The sequence below is a fragment of the Lysinibacillus sp. NPDC056185 genome (genome assembly GCF_047737915.1).
GTDB lineage: Bacteria > Bacillota > Bacilli > Bacillales_A > Planococcaceae > Lysinibacillus.
The window spans coordinates 124,154-140,294 of sequence record NZ_JBLLLQ010000007.1 but is presented as its reverse complement, the minus strand read 5'-3'; the positions used below and the strand labels follow the sequence as shown (position 1 = coordinate 140,294).

Annotated in this window: 19 protein-coding genes; 18 read left to right on the top strand and 1 reads right to left on the bottom strand. The window is 39.0% G+C overall.

What is annotated here, in order from left to right:
• Positions 1 to 169 precede the first annotated feature (169 nt).
• From lgt to ACMZ42_RS09610, 18 genes are all read left to right on the top strand, one after another.
• A complete protein-coding gene (gene lgt, locus ACMZ42_RS09695) occupies positions 170 to 991 on the top strand; it encodes a prolipoprotein diacylglyceryl transferase (RefSeq protein ID WP_415731325.1) in 822 nt (273 codons plus the stop codon).
• Between the two features lie 12 nt (positions 992 to 1,003).
• The gene (gene ppaX / locus ACMZ42_RS09690) at positions 1,004 to 1,645 is read left to right on the top strand and encodes a pyrophosphatase PpaX (protein ID WP_415731324.1); all 642 of its coding nucleotides are present in this window, start codon (positions 1,004 to 1,006) and stop codon (positions 1,643 to 1,645) included.
• Between the two features lie 4 nt (positions 1,646 to 1,649).
• Positions 1,650 to 2,192 (top strand): acyltransferase, encoded by a 543-nt coding sequence (locus ACMZ42_RS09685; RefSeq protein WP_415731323.1) that lies wholly within the window; start codon positions 1,650 to 1,652, stop codon positions 2,190 to 2,192.
• 105 nt (positions 2,193 to 2,297) lie between these two features.
• Positions 2,298 to 2,513: a hypothetical protein gene (locus tag ACMZ42_RS09680; protein ID WP_415731322.1), complete on the top strand. Its 216-nt coding sequence runs from the start codon at positions 2,298 to 2,300 to the stop codon at positions 2,511 to 2,513.
• Positions 2,514 to 2,718: 205 nt separating this feature from the next.
• The gene (locus tag ACMZ42_RS09675) at positions 2,719 to 3,891 is read left to right on the top strand and encodes an ATP phosphoribosyltransferase regulatory subunit (RefSeq protein ID WP_415731321.1); all 1,173 of its coding nucleotides are present in this window, start codon (positions 2,719 to 2,721) and stop codon (positions 3,889 to 3,891) included.
• Positions 3,884 to 4,507: an ATP phosphoribosyltransferase gene (gene hisG / locus ACMZ42_RS09670; RefSeq protein WP_370083617.1), complete on the top strand. Its 624-nt coding sequence runs from the start codon at positions 3,884 to 3,886 to the stop codon at positions 4,505 to 4,507. The genes ACMZ42_RS09675 and hisG overlap by 8 nt, the downstream gene beginning before the upstream one ends.
• Before the next feature lie 54 nt (positions 4,508 to 4,561).
• A complete protein-coding gene (gene hisD, locus ACMZ42_RS09665) occupies positions 4,562 to 5,836 on the top strand; it encodes a histidinol dehydrogenase (protein WP_415731320.1) in 1,275 nt (424 codons plus the stop codon).
• Positions 5,837 to 5,840: 4 nt separating this feature from the next.
• A complete protein-coding gene (gene hisB, locus ACMZ42_RS09660; RefSeq protein WP_415731319.1) occupies positions 5,841 to 6,440 on the top strand; it encodes an imidazoleglycerol-phosphate dehydratase HisB in 600 nt (199 codons plus the stop codon).
• Entirely contained in the window at positions 6,437 to 7,069 is a 633-nt protein-coding gene (gene hisH / locus ACMZ42_RS09655) for an imidazole glycerol phosphate synthase subunit HisH (protein WP_415731318.1), read from the top strand. Before hisB ends, hisH begins: the two co-directional genes overlap by 4 nt.
• Entirely contained in the window at positions 7,063 to 7,824 is a 762-nt protein-coding gene (gene hisF / locus ACMZ42_RS09650; protein ID WP_370083609.1) for an imidazole glycerol phosphate synthase subunit HisF, read from the top strand. Before hisH ends, hisF begins: the two co-directional genes overlap by 7 nt.
• Positions 7,821 to 8,438: a bifunctional phosphoribosyl-AMP cyclohydrolase/phosphoribosyl-ATP diphosphatase HisIE gene (hisIE, locus tag ACMZ42_RS09645; RefSeq protein ID WP_370083607.1), complete on the top strand. Its 618-nt coding sequence runs from the start codon at positions 7,821 to 7,823 to the stop codon at positions 8,436 to 8,438. Before hisF ends, hisIE begins: the two co-directional genes overlap by 4 nt.
• Before the next feature lie 90 nt (positions 8,439 to 8,528).
• Complete coding sequence (locus tag ACMZ42_RS09640) at positions 8,529 to 10,052, top strand: tetratricopeptide repeat protein (protein WP_415731317.1); 1,524 nt, start codon at positions 8,529 to 8,531, stop codon at positions 10,050 to 10,052.
• A 100-nt stretch (positions 10,053 to 10,152) separates the two neighbouring features.
• Complete coding sequence (gene trxB / locus ACMZ42_RS09635) at positions 10,153 to 11,097, top strand: thioredoxin-disulfide reductase (RefSeq protein WP_370083604.1); 945 nt, start codon at positions 10,153 to 10,155, stop codon at positions 11,095 to 11,097.
• Positions 11,098 to 11,783: 686 nt separating this feature from the next.
• On the top strand, positions 11,784 to 12,251 hold the full coding sequence (locus tag ACMZ42_RS09630) for an NUDIX domain-containing protein (RefSeq protein WP_370083600.1): 468 nt from the start codon (positions 11,784 to 11,786) through the stop codon (positions 12,249 to 12,251).
• A gap of 9 nt (positions 12,252 to 12,260) precedes the next feature.
• Entirely contained in the window at positions 12,261 to 13,154 is an 894-nt protein-coding gene (rapZ, locus tag ACMZ42_RS09625) for an RNase adapter RapZ (RefSeq protein ID WP_370083598.1), read from the top strand.
• A gap of 4 nt (positions 13,155 to 13,158) precedes the next feature.
• A complete protein-coding gene (locus ACMZ42_RS09620) occupies positions 13,159 to 14,142 on the top strand; it encodes a gluconeogenesis factor YvcK family protein (protein WP_415731316.1) in 984 nt (327 codons plus the stop codon).
• Positions 14,143 to 14,207: 65 nt separating this feature from the next.
• Positions 14,208 to 15,155: a DNA-binding protein WhiA gene (gene whiA / locus ACMZ42_RS09615; protein ID WP_049668978.1), complete on the top strand. Its 948-nt coding sequence runs from the start codon at positions 14,208 to 14,210 to the stop codon at positions 15,153 to 15,155.
• A 281-nt stretch (positions 15,156 to 15,436) separates the two neighbouring features.
• Entirely contained in the window at positions 15,437 to 15,694 is a 258-nt protein-coding gene (locus ACMZ42_RS09610; protein ID WP_370083594.1) for an HPr family phosphocarrier protein, read from the top strand.
• A gap of 4 nt (positions 15,695 to 15,698) precedes the next feature.
• Here the strand turns inward: ACMZ42_RS09610 and ACMZ42_RS09605 are convergent.
• The coding region (locus tag ACMZ42_RS09605; protein WP_415731315.1) for a hypothetical protein at positions 15,699 to 16,141 on the bottom strand (443 nt) is incomplete at its 5' end.

Genomic DNA, 16,141 nt, shown 5'->3' with positions numbered 1-16,141 from the left:
CTCCTGCCTTTATAGGTGGTGAGATGAATGCGGTTTTAAGTTACTTTTCAGTGGGTGTACAAACATCCGCCGCATTGTTTATCTGTAGCGAAAGCTACAATTATGCCGAGGCATAATTGATTAGGATTCATTTGCAAATGCAATGAATTGATTTTGAGAGGAGCATAAGATGGACTTAGTATTATTACAAATTAATCCGATTGCTTTCCATTTAGGACCTATCCCTGTTCGTTGGTATGGGTTACTAATCGTATCGGGTATTATTTTAGCTTATGTTGTAGGACAAAGAGAGGCTGTTAAGAGAGGCTTACCAGAGGATTTTCTTGCAGATCTATTACTATGGGCTGTTCCTATATCTATAATATGTGCACGTATTTACTATGTAACGATGCGTTGGGATTATTATAGCGAAAACCCAGGGAAGATTATTGAAATTTGGAATGGTGGTATCGCTATTCATGGTGCTCTTATTGGCGCCTTTTTGACAGCTTACATATTCACTCGTAGAAGAAATATTAGCTTTTTACGAGTTGCGGATATTGCGGCACCGAGTATTTTAATTGGACAAATAATTGGCCGATGGGGAAATTTTATGAACCAGGAGGCTTATGGTGGTTCAGTATCACGTCAATTTTTAGAACATCTAATGCTGCCGGATTGGATTATTAATCAAATGTATGTTGAAGAATTAGGAACATACGTACATCCTACTTTTTTATATGAATCCGTCTGGAATTTCATTGGGCTAATTATTTTATTAGTTTTACGCAAAGTAAATTTAAATCGTGGTGAAATATTCTTCGGCTATTTAATTTGGTATTCAATAGGTCGCTTCTATATAGAAGGCTTGCGTACAGATAGCCTATATTTAGTAGGAGATTTACGCTCAGCTCAGGTTGTTTCAATAGTAGGTATTGTAGTAGGGCTTGGTGCGATTATTTACCGACGTATAAAAGTAAAACCTGCAGTAAAGTATTTAGATAATAAATAAGGGGTGCAAAGCATGACTGTAAAGGCATTACTATTTGATTTTGATGGTACATTACTCAATACAAATGATTTAATCATTCAAACATTTATGCATGTTTTAAATGAGCGATTTCCCGGGCAATATTCGCCAAAAGATTGCCTGAAATTTCTTGGGCCGTCCTTAAAACAGACATTTACCGACATTGCTCCTGGTGAAGAGGATGCAATGGTTGCTAAATATCGTGAATATAATGAATTACATCACGATGAGCTTGTCACTCAATATCCTGATGTTGTATCTACTTTAGAGCAATTAAAGGCTATGGGTATCAAGTTAGCGATTGTGTCTACAAAGCGTAATGGAATGATAGATCGTGGTCTATCTGTACTAGGTGCAGGTCATTTATTTGATATCCGTATTGGTACGGATGATGTAAAAAATGTAAAGCCTGATCCAGAGCCAGTTTTGCTTGCGCTTGACCGCCTTGGTATAAACAAGGAAGACGCGATTATGATTGGTGACAATTCTCACGATATTGAGGCCGCGCACAATGCTGGAGTTAGAGCAGCTGGTGTCGCATGGGCTTTTAAAGGTGAGGAATACTTACAGCAATTCAAGCCGGAATATATGCTGCATCATATGACGGATTTATTTGAAATTGTGAAAGCGGGGTAAGTAAATGGCACGTAAAACAGAACGCTACCGTGTCGAAGGAGCAAACTCGCTTTGGAATATTTATGATACGGTGTCCTTTTGGAAGGTGATGAAGTGTTTCGTTGTCATTCAAATTGGACGCTTCACACCATTTTTACGTGTGAAAAACTGGTTGTATCGAACTTTTTTGAAAATGGAGATTGGTGAACAAACTTCCATAGCTTTAATGGTTATGCCAGATACAATGTTTCCAGAACGTATTCATATCGGTGACAATACCGTTATAGGCTTCAGTACGACTATTTTGGCGCATGAATATTTAATAGAGGAATATCGTCTAGGAGATGTTCATATTGGCAACGAAGTGATGGTTGGTGCCAATTCAACGATACTACCAGGTGTTACGATAGGTGACGGTGCGATTGTGTCAGCTGCAACCCTGGTGCATAAGGATGTACCAGCTGGCTGTCTAGCAGGCGGTAATCCTATGCAAATTATTTATACAGCTGAACAAATGGCGGAGCGCAAACGCGATGAAATAGTGGAATGGTGCACGCCTAAAAAATAATAAAATCTACACTGTGCATGCTTTACCGTGCACAGTGTTTTTTTGTTGAAAACAATTGTATCAATGAAATTAAAGTATGACTCTCTGGCAAAACGAGGGGCTCACATGACATACGTTTTAACAGAATGCCATTCAACTTTTGAGTTTTATCGCCCAACTTTTGAAATTTATCTACTAACTTTCACGTTTTATCGCCCAACTTTTGAAATTTATCTACTAACTTTCATGTTTTATCACCCAACTTCTGAAATTTATCGACATCCACCTGCCAAGGAGCAAAAAGATTCACATAGTTTTTTGTCTAAAGGTTTACAAGTTTAAGGAGAGAAAAGCTCGCTTCTTCTGCTGAATAAAGTTTCAATTTATTTATTTTCGAGTATAATTAACAGAATAATCAGTATTGAAATTATTCGATAATTCGAACGAAGTTGCATTGACTAGCAAGAAGAAATAAGTTAGAATTCTTTCATAATCTAATTCTCTAATACTCTAGTGAGTTAAAGTGAAACGTGAGGAAGTGTCAAAATTGTCGTCGATTAAAATGTTTGAAAAACCACTTGGAATGCGCGATACATTTCCGCAAATTTTTGAAAAGGTAGAGGCTGTAAGAAATACAGGGCGAGATTTTTTATGCAGAAGAGGTTATGAATTTATTAAAACGCCTGCAGTAGAGTATTTTGATACAGTCGGCAAAGCATCAGCGATAGCCAATGCGCAATTATTTAAATTAGTAGATGGCCAGGGCAATACGTTAGTACTACGACCTGATATGACAACACCGATTGCACGTGTAGCAACATCGAAATTATTAAAAGAGATGATTCCCTTACGCCTTGCTTATTTTGCTAGTGTCTTTCGAGCACAAGAAGCGGAAGGTGGACGTCCAGCAGAATTTGATCAGATGGGGATTGAGTTAATTGGAGACAATTCTGTATTTGCGGATGCTGAGGTTATTGTTACAGCAATGGAGTTATTAAAGCAATTTGGATTAACGGAATTTAAAGTGACGATCGGTCATGCAGGTATATTAAATTGCATTTTACAAGATTATACAGAAAGCGTTGAACAACAAAATATACTTCGGACGCTGCTTGTGCAACGCAATTACGTAGGGTTTGAAGAAGCGGTAGAATCATTTGATTTACCTAAAACAAAATCCGATGCATTATTGCAATTTATTGAAGAAGCAATACATTTAAAAGAAATTCAAGATATTGAAAAATATGTGCGGAAAAATGACGCATTAGAATATATGCAACAGCTCGATAAGCTACTTGAAATGGCAAACTTAGCGGATTATGTAGCCTTTGATTTTACACTTTCTAGTCACATGAGCTATTACACAGGCATGTTATTTGAAGTGTTTGCAACCGGCAGTGGTTTTCCATTAGGCAATGGGGGACGCTATGACGGATTGCTGGAGGTATTTGGCTCAAAAGTAGGTGCTACAGGATTTAGTATTCGTGTTGACCGCCTATTAGAAACAATTGATGCGCAATCTGATGAACGACAAGAAGCTACAGTCGTACTATTTGAAGAAGAACAATTTGAAGCGGCTCTTGCCAAGGTACAGACGCTACGAGCAGCTGGTAAACAGGTTACCTTACAGTTAAGGACTAGCCTTGTCGATGAAGCAGTTTTTTTAGCACACTTTACAGAAGTAGTTGTTGTGGGACAGGAGGACGTTGACGGTGAATGAATTAACGATTGCTATGCCGAAGGGACGCATTTTTGACGAGGCATATCAGATGCTTTTAGAAGCTGGCTTTAATTTACCAGAAGAAGTCGAAATGTCTCGTAAATTAATGCTTGAAATTCCAGAAGAGAAAATTCGTTTTATATTAGCAAAACCGATGGATGTTCCTGTTTATGTTGAGCACGGTGTAGCGGATATTGGTATTGCAGGTAAAGATGTTTTGTTAGAACAGCAACGAGAAGTTCATGAATTACTGGATTTAAAAATAAGTACTTGTTATATCGCATCAGCGGGCTTACCTAATACGACGATGAATGAAATTGCACCGAGAATAGCGACAAAATATCCTAATATTGCAATGAAATATTATAAGGGTATTGGAGAGCAGGTTGAAATTATTGAGCTAAATGGTTCGATTGAATTGGCGCCCATGATTGACTTAGCAGATCGAATTGTCGATATTGTTTCAACAGGCCGGACGCTGAAAGAAAATGGCTTAGTGGAGTATGAATTTATTACCGACGTATCATCACGATTAATTGCCAATCCCGTAAGCTATCGCATGAAGAGCGACCGTATTATCGATCTTGTGAAACGTTTGAAAAAATGCGTTAAATAAAAATGTCTACTGTCTGGAAGAGGCACATTCCTAGATTTAAAGGAGATTAATCCTATGAAAATAACAAAGCTAGCAAAAGGTATTTCTTTAAAGAGACCACTTGAAGGTGGAAATGAAGAACAGTTAAAGGTTGTGCGTCAAGTATTAGCAGACGTTCGTGCACAAGGTGACGCAGCCATACGTTTTTATACAGAAAAATGGGATGGCTTTGCCCCTAATCATTTACGCGTAACGAAGGAAGAAATAGCAGAGGGCGCATATGCAATTGATCAACAGCTTTATGCAGATTTAACAGAAGCAGCTCAAAATATTCGCTTTTATCACGAACAGCAAAAGCGCTCAGGTTATCGCTTAGAGCTTAAAGATGGTTCATGGCTTGGGCAACGAATTACTGCGCTTGATGCAGTAGGTCTTTATGTTCCTGGTGGTACAGCAGCGTACCCATCTTCGGTCTTGATGAACGTTATTCCTGCACAAGTAGCTGGTGTCAAACGCATAGTTATTACATCTCCAGCAGGTCGCGATGGAAAATTACCTCCAGGCGTACTAGCTGCAGCGCATATTTTAGGAGTAGCAGAAATATATAAAATCGGTGGAGCTCAGGCGATTGCGGCTCTTGCATATGGCACAGAGACAATTTCTCCAGTTGATAAAATAACGGGTCCAGGAAATATCTTTGTAGCATTAGCAAAACGCGAGGTTTTTGGTGAGGTAGCGATTGATATGATTGCTGGCCCAAGTGAAATTGCAGTGATAGCAGACGACACAGCATTTGCTGATGAAATCGCGGCTGATCTTTTATCACAAGCTGAGCACGATAAATTGGCTTGTGCCATTTTAGTAACGACTTCTGAGCAATTGGCTATAAAAGTAGCTGATGAAGTGGAGAAGCAATTAACGACTTTACCGCGTGAAGAGGTCGCACGTGCATCTATAGAAAACTTTGGTGCCATTTATGTGGCTGAAACGATGGCAGATGCCGTAGAGGCCATTAATTCTCTAGCACCTGAGCATTTAGAAATTGTCACAAAAAATGCTGAGGCTGTAGCTGAGCAAGTACGACATGCAGGGGGTATTTTCATCGGTCGTTATAGCTCTGAACCAGTTGGTGATTACTTCGCAGGGACAAATCATGTGCTTCCAACGAATAGCACTGCACGCTTTACAAGTGGCTTAAACGTCGATGATTTTGTGAAAAAATCGAGCGTCGTCTTTTATAGTGAAAAAACTTGGGCAGAAAACGCACCGAAAATTGCACGTCTAGCACGTATGGAAGGCTTAGAAGGCCATGCACGTGCAGTCGAATCGCGTGGATGGGAAAAGGAGTAGTACAATGACTGGAAAAAAACGATATGCAAAAGTTGAACGTACGACAAACGAAACACAAATTTCGGTAGCCATCGATTTAGATGGTGAAGGGAAGGCAAATATTAAAACGGGTGTTGGCTTTATGGATCACATGCTTGACTTATTTATCAAACATGGGCTTTTTGATGGGACGATAGAAGCCAATGGTGATACATATATAGATGATCATCATACAACAGAGGACCTCGGAATTGTATTAGGCCAAGCTATTCGCGAAGCGCTCGGTGATAAAAAAGGAATAAAGCGTTACGGCACAGCATTTGTGCCAATGGATGATGCACTTGCACAGGTCGTGGTGGATTGCTCGAATCGTCCGCACTTAGAATATCGTGTACCACAGTTGAAGGAAAAGGTCGGTAGCTTTGATACTGAATTAGTACATGAATTTTTGTGGAAGTTTGCACTCGAGGCTAGGATGAATGTTCATGTCATCGTACCTTATGGCCATAATACACATCATATTATTGAAGCTATTTTTAAGGCGTTAGCACGTGCCATTGACGCAGCAGTGGAAATTGATCCACGTGTTAAAGGTGTACCATCGACTAAGGGGCTGTTAACGTGAAAATAGGTGTTATTGATTATGGCATGGGGAATTTATTTAGCGTTGAACAGGCATTAAAACGACTTGGCTGTGAGGTTGTTGTCACGGCTAATGAAAAAGTGCTAGATACAACAGATGCACTGTTGCTTCCTGGTGTTGGAGCGTTTCCAGATGCTATCAAACGTTTAGCTGAAACGAATTTAGATCAATATTTACACAAGGTGAAAGCAGAAAATCGACCACTTCTTGGAATTTGCTTAGGCATGCAATTATTATTTGAGCAAAGTGAAGAGGTAGCCCCAACGAAAGGTCTAGGCTTTTTTAAAGGAAGCATTAAACGATTTACTGGTGACAACGCTGGGCAGGAGTATCGAGTACCGCATATGGGATGGAATGAGCTCGTAGTGACAGAGCGTCCTTCTTGGTTAAATGGTGAAGTAACGGCAAAGCATGTTTATTTTGTGCACTCATTTTATGCAACTGATATCGATGAAACGGAGCTTGTCGCTTATGCGGATTATCATGGTATTAAGGTTCCTGGCATTGTGGCAAATGGCTCTATTACGGGCATGCAGTTCCATCCCGAAAAGTCAGGTGAGCTAGGCGTGCATTTATTAGAGCAATGGTTGAAGGGGGTGGCATCATGTTAACAAAGCGCATTATTCCATGTCTTGATGTGAAAGAGGGACGTGTTGTAAAAGGTGTACAATTTGTGTCATTACGTGATGCGGGTGACCCAGTTGAGCTTGCAAAGTTTTATGATGAACAAGGGGCAGATGAGCTTGTGTTTCTAGATATTTCGGCATCGCATGAAGGACGTGAAACAATGGTGGATGTCGTACGGCAAACTGCAGCTACATTAGCCATTCCATTCACAGTAGGTGGTGGAATTCGTACATTAGATGATATGAAACGCATTTTACGTGCAGGTGCCGATAAAGTATCAGTGAATACGTCTGCTTTAGAGCGACCAGAGCTCATTAAAGAAGGTTCTGACTTTTTTGGTGCGCAATGTATTGTTGTAGCTATTGATGCCCGCTATAGCGAAGAAGATGCCACATGGATGGTTTATACGCATGGGGGCCGAAACAAAACAACATGGCGAGTAACTGAATGGGCGAAGGAAGCGGTTCGCTTAGGTGCAGGTGAAATTTTATTAACGAGTATGAATCAGGACGGTGAGAAATCTGGTTTTGATTTAGCCTTAACAAAAGCTGTGAGAGAGGCTGTGACAGTTCCTGTTATTGCAAGCGGCGGTGCAGGAAATGCTGAACATTTTTACGAAGTATTAGCTGAAGATATCGATGCAGATGCAGCACTTGCCGCATCCATCTTCCATTACAAAGAAACGAGCGTAGCACAAGTAAAAGAATACTTACGTGAAAAAGGAGTGGCAATAAGATGATTGACAGCATTAAATTTGATGAAAAAGGTCTTGTCACTGCGGTTGTACAAGATGCTAATACAAAAGAAGTACTAACTGTAGCGTATATGAATAAAGAATCTCTAGAGAAAACACTTGAATCAGGAGAAACATGGTTCTTCTCACGTTCACGTCAAGAACTCTGGCACAAAGGGGCAACGAGTGGTCATACGCAAAAAGTGATATCTATTAAGGCGGACTGTGATAGTGACGCATTAGTTGTGGAAGTAATTCCTGCTGGACCGGCTTGTCATAATGGAACAACTTCTTGCTTTACGGAGATTATTCAGCAAAATGACAAGGTAGGATCTGTTGAGATTATTTCTAAACTCGTAAAGGTCATTGAAAAACGCGAGCAAGAAATGCCAGAAGGGGCGTATACTACATATTTATTCGATAAAGGTATCGATAAAATTTGTAAAAAAGTTGGAGAAGAAGCAACTGAAGTTGTCATAGGTGCAAAAAATCGCGATGCAGAAGAAGTGAAGTGGGAGTCTGCCGATTTAATTTATCACCTATTAGTGTTACTACAAGAGCAAAAAGTAAGTGTTTATGACGTGTTACATGTGTTAGAAAAACGTCACGAGGAGAAATAACGGCATATTGCTTATTGTATGCTATAATAGAAGTTACTGTGTAAAGGAACGTATAATACGTTCCTTATTTCTTGTTTCGGAGGAAATGTTTTGGAAAAGAAACGTCAAAAAGAGAATCAAACGAATATAGTGTCGTTCATTCCAACAGGCGACTATTATTATAAAAAATCAATTCAAGCAATGAATAGCGGACAAATGAATAAAGCCTATAAATATTTACAGCGAGCAGTTGATTTAAGTCCTGATGATCCGATGATTTTATTACAATTAGCGATAATAGAGTTAGAGGGTCAACGTTTTGAGGAAGCGTATGATCTTCTTCGTCGTGCCTATCAGATAGATAAAGATAATCCAGAAATTATTTTTTACATGGCAGAGGTTTCAGGATGTATCGGTATCATACATGACGCTAAGCGCTTTGCAGAGCAATATTTACAATTAGAGCCAGAAGGTGCCTATGCAGATGAAGCTGCTGAAATATTAGAGTTTGTTGATTTTGAGCAGGATGATTTTGAGGAGCTTGAAGGTTCTGCTGAAGACTTATATCGACAAGAACAGGCAAGACGTTGTATGGAAAAGGGAGATTTCCCTGAAGCTATTAAAATGCTAGAAGACTTAATTGAAGACAGACCAGATTTTTGGTCAGCTTATAACAACTTAGCCCTTGCCTATTTTTATGTGGGTGAAGCAGAACAAGCGAAAGCTCTGCTAAACACTGTATTACGCGAAAATAAAGGGAATTTACATGCACTATGTAATTTAACGGTTATCGCATACTATGAAAAAAATGAAGAAGATTTAAAGGATCTTTTAGAAATACTTGTGAAAATTCAGCCATACTTATGGGAACACCGCTACAAGCTGGGTGCTACATTAGCGCTCGTTGGACAATATGATTTAGCATTTAAATGGTTGCGTAGCATGCAGAAAAGAGGCTATGTAGGCGATGCTGGCTTTTACTTTTGGTTATCACATGCCGCTTATTTCTCAGGACATGAAGAAATTTCAAAGAGTACATGGGGGCAGCTACTTGAGCTGGATCCCGATAAAGAAGGCTTTGAACCGTGGCGTCAAGAAGAAAACAATTATTCACTTGATGCATTAGAACATGACCGTGATTATATTGTGGAAAAGCTAGAGAGCGAATATACAAGTGAACGGATATTTGGGTTGTTTTTACTAAGCTGTACAGCACATAAACAGGAAATTATTGCGCATCCAAAATGGATAGATGTTGACCAATTTAATGCGTATGAAAAGCTATTCCTCGCTTATGCACTAGAACATCAATTTGATATGAAAAACAAAGTAGAGGCTAGCTTTATACGAGCAGTAAGTGTGCCAGAAATTTTACTAGAACAGTATGAAAAGCTAACGACATTAATTGCACCAATGTTCCAAATGTGGTTTGTGCTTTGTGAGCAAGCATTGATGAACAATTATCGTTTTACAAATCCAGCAGCTATTGCAGGAGCAAATGATTACTTATTTCGTTCTTCCAGAATGCTCAAGGTTACAAAAAAAGAGATTGCTCAGCAATACGGAGTATCAGTGTCAACTTTATCGAAGTATATTGAAGAAATTTTAATGTTTTTACCAGACACTCATAATTAGACCGTGAGCAACATAGTTGAATAACTTTTTACTTTCACATACGATGAACATACTAACATTATTATAAAAAAGTAAAAAATCTGTTTAGGGGGAAGTATTTATGTCAGAAGAAAAAATTTATGATGTAGTAATAATTGGTGCAGGTCCAGCTGGAATGACTGCTGCTGTTTATACATCACGTGCCAACCTTTCAACTTTAATGATTGAACGTGGAATCCCTGGCGGACAAATGGCAAATACAGAAGAAGTAGAAAACTATCCTGGGTTTGATACAATTTTAGGGCCTGAGCTATCTACAAAAATGTTCGATCATGCTAAGAAATTTGGTGCAGAGTATGCATATGGCGATGTAACAGAAATTATTGATGGTGAGGAATATAAAACAATAATTTCAGGTGCTAAAGAATATAAAACACGAGCAATTATTCTTTCTACAGGTGCCGAGTATAAAAAAATGGGCGTGCCTGGCGAAAAAGAACTTGGTGGCCGCGGTGTCAGCTATTGTGCAGTATGTGATGGTGCATTCTTCAAACAAAAAAATCTTGTTGTCGTAGGTGGCGGAGATTCAGCTGTTGAAGAAGGCGTTTATTTAACTCGCTTTGCTGATAAAGTAACAATTGTGCACCGTCGTGATAAATTACGTGCACAAAAAATTCTCCAAGATCGTGCCTTTGCTAACGAAAAAATTGATTTCATTTGGAATGCAACAGTCAAAGAAATTAATGAGGCAAACGGTAAAGTTGGAAGTGTAACATTACAATCAACTGTAGATGGTGTTGAATCTAATTTTGCTACTGATGGCGTATTCGTATACATTGGTATGCTCCCATTAACAAAACCATTTGAGTCTCTAGGTATTTTAAATGAGGCTGGTTATATTTTGACAAATGATAATATGGAAACGACAGTACCAGGTATCTTCGCTGCTGGAGATGTACGTGAAAAATCACTTCGTCAAATCGTTACAGCGACAGGTGACGGAAGTATCGCAGCACAAGCAGTACAGCACTATGTGGAAGAATTATTAGAAAAAATTAATGCTTAAAGTGATCATTGCTAAAGGCAGTTTCATCACCAGAGTTGTGGATGACATTTTTTTGAAATGTATGTCATTTATATAAGTTGATTGGAGTGGAGACTGGGCGACTCCTCGGGGATTAGCAATAGAGGAACGAAGGCTAAAACCATCACATCCTGTGATAACGCCTTCGTGACCAACATCGTGTTGGCCCGAGACCCTGCAGCGAAGCGGATGTTTTCTGTGCGAAAGCGAAGCGACAGCAACGAAGCGGCTCATCGGAAGCCCCCAGGAAGCTCTGCTCTGCGCGAAAGCGAAGCGTCAGCGGCAAAGCGCCCGGTCGGAACGGAAATCAACCACACGTTACGGTGATTAGCCCAAGATCGTTATTTTAAGGAAAAAAATACAATTTTAATACGGTCTTAATATAGTTGTAACTTGAATGACATATAAAAGGTGTAATATATAAATTGTAATTAGCAATCCCCCTTTTATTTTGTTGAGTAGGTTGTTTCCACCAAATTAGGTGGAGCAACCTATTTTTGTTATGAACGGAAATTTTTATGGCGGAGTTTCATATGTTTGAGTAGAGGTTAAAAACAGTATCGATGAAGTTAAAATTGCAAATGAAGTAAAGTTTAGAATTGAGGACAAACCTTGTTTGGTCTTGCTATAATAAAAGGTAGAATGCAAAAGAGATTAGAGGTGTGCCTATGCAAAGGATTGCAAATTTAATAGCCGTAAAAGACGGTCAAGTGTTATTACTTCAGAAGCCGAGACGTGGCTGGTTCGTAGCTCCTGGCGGTAAAATGGAGAGCGGTGAATCGATTTATGAGGCTGCAGTACGTGAGTTTAAAGAAGAAACAAATGTCACACCAATAAATGCTCATTTAAAAGGTGTTTATACGATGGTTATTAAAGAAAATAATGAGGTAGTGGACGAATGGATGCTTTATACATTTGTTGCAAAGGATGTAGAAGGAGTACCGTTTAAAGAAACTAGAGAAGGCAAACTTGCATGGCACCCAGTAGAGGATTTGAAACATTTGCCAATGGCTGAAGGTGATCGTACAAACTTACAATTTGCTATCTCACAAACAGGCATTCAGTACGGTACATTTGAATACACAACTGATTTTGAATTACTGCATGAGAAAATACAAATATCAATTGAACAATAAAGGAGCTGCATGACAGTGGTGGTTGAAGGACCAAAAGGTACACATGAATTGGTTATTATTACAGGAATGTCTGGAGCTGGGAAAACAGTAGCTATTCAAAGCTTTGAGGATTTAGGGTATTACTGTATTGATAATTTACCACCAGCGCTACTCACAACATTTTTAACCTTACTAAGGGATTCTGGTAAAAATATTACACGTATAGCAGCTGTCATGGATATGCGTGGTGGCGACTTTTTTGATTCTCTTATCGGCGCTCTCGACCATATTCTTAAAGAAGGCGATATAGTTGCACGAATTTTATTTTTAGATGCAGATGATGCAGCTTTAGTTAGACGTTATAAAGAGACAAGACGTGCACATCCATTAGCTGTAAATGGTTTGCCATTAGATGGCATTAAACAAGAACGTAAGCTTTTATCCGAAGTAAAAGGTCGCGCTAAATTTGTCTATAATACATCTAATATGAAGCCTAAAGAGCTACGTGAAAAAATCGCTAAAGAATTTGCCAGTGATGCTGATAATATTTTCTCGGTAAATATCATGTCTTTTGGATTTAAACATGGTATGCCGATAGATGCCGACTTAGTATTTGATGTCCGTTTTTTAAAAAATCCATATTATGTAGAAGAGTTACGCCATAAAACGGGATTACAAACTGAGGTTTCTTCTTATGTTCTGGCACTTGAAGATACGCAAACACTCATTCAGAAACTAACGGATTTGTTTGAATTTATGATTCCACTCTATAGACAAGAGGGCAAATCACAACTTGTCATTGCCTTTGGATGTACTGGAGGACAGCATCGTTCAGTAACATTAGCAGAGTATTTTGGGGCATATTTAGCTGGGAAGGAAAACACTGTTATTACACATCGTGACATCAATCGTAGAAAGGATTGAGTGAATGGGAAAGAAGCGAACAAAGCTTGTTGTAATTGGTGGTGGTACGGGGCTTTCTACGTTACTACGAGGGCTCAAGCACCACCCATTTGATATTACTGCAATTGTGACAGTAGCAGATGATGGTGGTTCTTCGGGACGCTTACGAGATGACTATGATATTCCACCACCAGGTGATGTCCGTAATGTGATCGCGGCGTTATCGGATGTTGAGCCGCTTGTAGAGCAAATGTTTCAATACCGTTTTTCTGCATCGGAAGATTTACGTGGGCATTCATTAGGTAATTTAATGCTGACTGCTTTAACAGATATTACTGGGGACTTTAACCATGCTATTAGTGAAATGGGAAAGGTTTTAAAGGTTCATGGTCGCGTCATACCAGCAGCCAATAAAAAGATAAATTTACATGCTGAACTTGAGGACGGTTCAATCATTGAAGGGGAATCTAAAATTCCAAAGGCTAAAAAACGAATTAGTCGTGTTTTTTTAGTTCCAGAAAACGTGAAACCGTTACCAGAGGCTATTCGAGCAATTCATCGTGCTGACTATATTTTAATTGGTCCAGGAAGTTTATATACAAGCATTATTCCAAACCTCCTTGTAAAAGGAATAGGAGATGCTGTTGTAAAGGCTAAAGGAAGAAAAATTTACGTTTGTAATTTAATGACTCAAAAAGGTGAAACCATTTCCTATACAGCAGGCGATCATGTTAAAGCTATATATAAGCATGTGGAAGACTCCTTCATTGATTCTATATTGGTAAATGATGTAAAACTTCCTCATCCTGTAAAAGAGCTTTATAAGGAAGAGTGTGCTGAACCAGTAACATTTGACGTTGCAAAGCTTGAAAGTATGGGATTAGAGGTTATTCAACGAGATATTGCCACGATTCGCCCAGATGGGACGGTGCGTCATAATGCTACAAACGTTGCGAAATGGCTTGTAGATTACGCAAATATCTATAAACAAGAAGTTAGTGAACCATAAAGCGCTTATTGTATATGATAAGATGAACATATACATAGAACAAAAAGTTGAAAGGAGGGCGTGATATGTCTTTTGCTTCTGAAACGAAAAAAGAGTTAACTCAAATAGAAGCGGACAATCATTGTATGAAAGCAGAAGTATCTGCCCTAATTCGTATGAATGGTTCATTATCCTTTGCTAATAAACAGTTAAGCTTAGACGTACAAACTGAAAACGCTGCAATCGCAAGAAGACTTTATACGATTATGAAGAAGCTGTATCCATATAATGTAGAGTTACTTGTTAGAAAAAAAATGCGTTTGAAAAAAAATAACGTATACATTTGCCGCGTAAGAGAAGGTGCCCGTGAGCTACTGATTGATTTAGAAATCATCTCAGACGACTTTCAATTTAATCATACTATTTCTCGGAAGCTCATTAAAAAGAGTGGTCAAAAAAGAGCATACTTACGGGGTGCGTTTTTAGCTGGTGGCTCTGTCAACAATCCAGAAACATCGGCCTACCATTTAGAAATTTATTCATTATATAAAGAGCATGGCGAGGCTTTAATGGATTTAATGAATGAATTTGAGCTAAATGCAAAAACAATTGAACGAAAAAAAGGCTTTGTAACTTATTTAAAAGAAGCAGAAAAAATTTCTGATTTTCTTAATATTGTTGGAGCGCATCAAGCAATGATGAAATTCGAAGACGTTCGCATATTGCGCGACATGAGAAATAGTGTTAATCGCATAGTTAACTGTGAAACAGCGAACTTGAATAAAACAATAGGCGCAGCATTACGTCAAGTAGAGAATATCCGATTTATTGAAAATTCAATTGGCCTAGATCAATTGCCAGAAAAACTGCGTGAAATTGCACGATTACGCGTAGAATACCAAGATGTAACACTAAAAGAACTTGGTGAAATGGTATCAAGTGGAACGGTTAGTAAATCCGGTGTCAATCATCGATTACGGAAAATAGATGAAATTGCCGATGCATTAAGAAGCGGAGAAAAAATTGGTGGTTAAATTTTCATACTTTTCAGGTATGAATGTGATGTTTAACTTCTTTCAGTAATTATTATCTGTAGCGAAAGCGAAGCGTGAGCTACAGGTGTTTTATGTAACGAAAGCGAAACGTCAGTTACAAATGTTTTATGTAACGAAAGCGAAGCGGCAGTTACAAATGTCTGTCGTACCGAAAGCCGGCAATTATGCGGAGGCATAATTGATTCGTGTCTTGTTCTTTTGCTAGTAAGTAAGGTAAGATAAAAATAATAGATGAACGGTAGTAAAGGGGAGTTTTAAGAATGACCGAGAGAAGAGTCCATGTGAAATTAAAATTAGGACTACAAGCTAGACAAGCAGCACTATTTGTACAAGAAGCAAATCGTTTTAGCGCCGATGTCTTTCTGGAAAAAGACGAGAAAAAAGTAAATGCTAAATCCATTATGGGTGTTATGAGCTTAGCCATTGCAAAAGGAACAGAGGTTGTACTTAGTGGCGATGGCAACGATGCTGAGCAAGCGGTTACAGCATTAGCAGCACTAATCGAAAAAGAAGATTAAAAAACTATGATGCAAAAACTGTCCAAACAGTAAAACTTACATGTTGGACAGTTTTTTTGCGCTTTTGCACCGAATAAATAGGTCCTGAAAATAGAGTCAAAGCGATGGGAAGTAAGGATGGGACGAGGGAAAGAAAGGCCAAAGTTGTGGATAGAAACGTCAAAATGATGGATAGAGTAGGCAAAGTCGTGGAAAGAGTAGGCAAAATCGTGGATAGAGTAGCCAAAGTCGTGGATAGAAAGGCCAAAGTCAGGATAGAACCGTTGAAATGATGGGTAGAAGAGCTAAAGCGACGGAAGGAAAAGTCAGAGCGACGGAAGGAATGGCCAAAGCGACGGAAAGAATAGTCGAAGCGACGGAAGTAAAAGGCTGAGACGGAAAGAAGAGTCAAAGCGACGGAAAGAAAGGCCGAAGTGACGGAAGGAAAAGTCAGAGCGACGGAAAGAC

Bases quoted from the DNA above. Each gene is read 5' to 3' on its own strand.
- lgt (WP_415731325.1), top strand. From the start codon at position 170: ATGGACTTAGTATTATTACAAATTAATCCGATTGCTTTCCATTTAGGA.
- ppaX (WP_415731324.1), top strand. From the start codon at position 1,004: ATGACTGTAAAGGCATTACTATTTGATTTTGATGGTACATTACTCAAT.
- ACMZ42_RS09685 (WP_415731323.1), top strand. From the start codon at position 1,650: ATGGCACGTAAAACAGAACGCTACCGTGTCGAAGGAGCAAACTCGCTT.
- ACMZ42_RS09680 (WP_415731322.1), top strand. From the start codon at position 2,298: ATGACATACGTTTTAACAGAATGCCATTCAACTTTTGAGTTTTATCGC.
- hisD (WP_415731320.1), top strand. From the start codon at position 4,562: ATGAAAATAACAAAGCTAGCAAAAGGTATTTCTTTAAAGAGACCACTT.
- hisB (WP_415731319.1), top strand. From the start codon at position 5,841: ATGACTGGAAAAAAACGATATGCAAAAGTTGAACGTACGACAAACGAA.
- hisF (WP_370083609.1), top strand. From the start codon at position 7,063: ATGTTAACAAAGCGCATTATTCCATGTCTTGATGTGAAAGAGGGACGT.
- hisIE (WP_370083607.1), top strand. From the start codon at position 7,821: ATGATTGACAGCATTAAATTTGATGAAAAAGGTCTTGTCACTGCGGTT.
- trxB (WP_370083604.1), top strand. From the start codon at position 10,153: ATGTCAGAAGAAAAAATTTATGATGTAGTAATAATTGGTGCAGGTCCA.
- ACMZ42_RS09630 (WP_370083600.1), top strand. From the start codon at position 11,784: ATGCAAAGGATTGCAAATTTAATAGCCGTAAAAGACGGTCAAGTGTTA.
- rapZ (WP_370083598.1), top strand. From the start codon at position 12,261: ATGACAGTGGTGGTTGAAGGACCAAAAGGTACACATGAATTGGTTATT.
- ACMZ42_RS09620 (WP_415731316.1), top strand. From the start codon at position 13,159: ATGGGAAAGAAGCGAACAAAGCTTGTTGTAATTGGTGGTGGTACGGGG.
- whiA (WP_049668978.1), top strand. From the start codon at position 14,208: ATGTCTTTTGCTTCTGAAACGAAAAAAGAGTTAACTCAAATAGAAGCG.
- ACMZ42_RS09610 (WP_370083594.1), top strand. From the start codon at position 15,437: ATGACCGAGAGAAGAGTCCATGTGAAATTAAAATTAGGACTACAAGCT.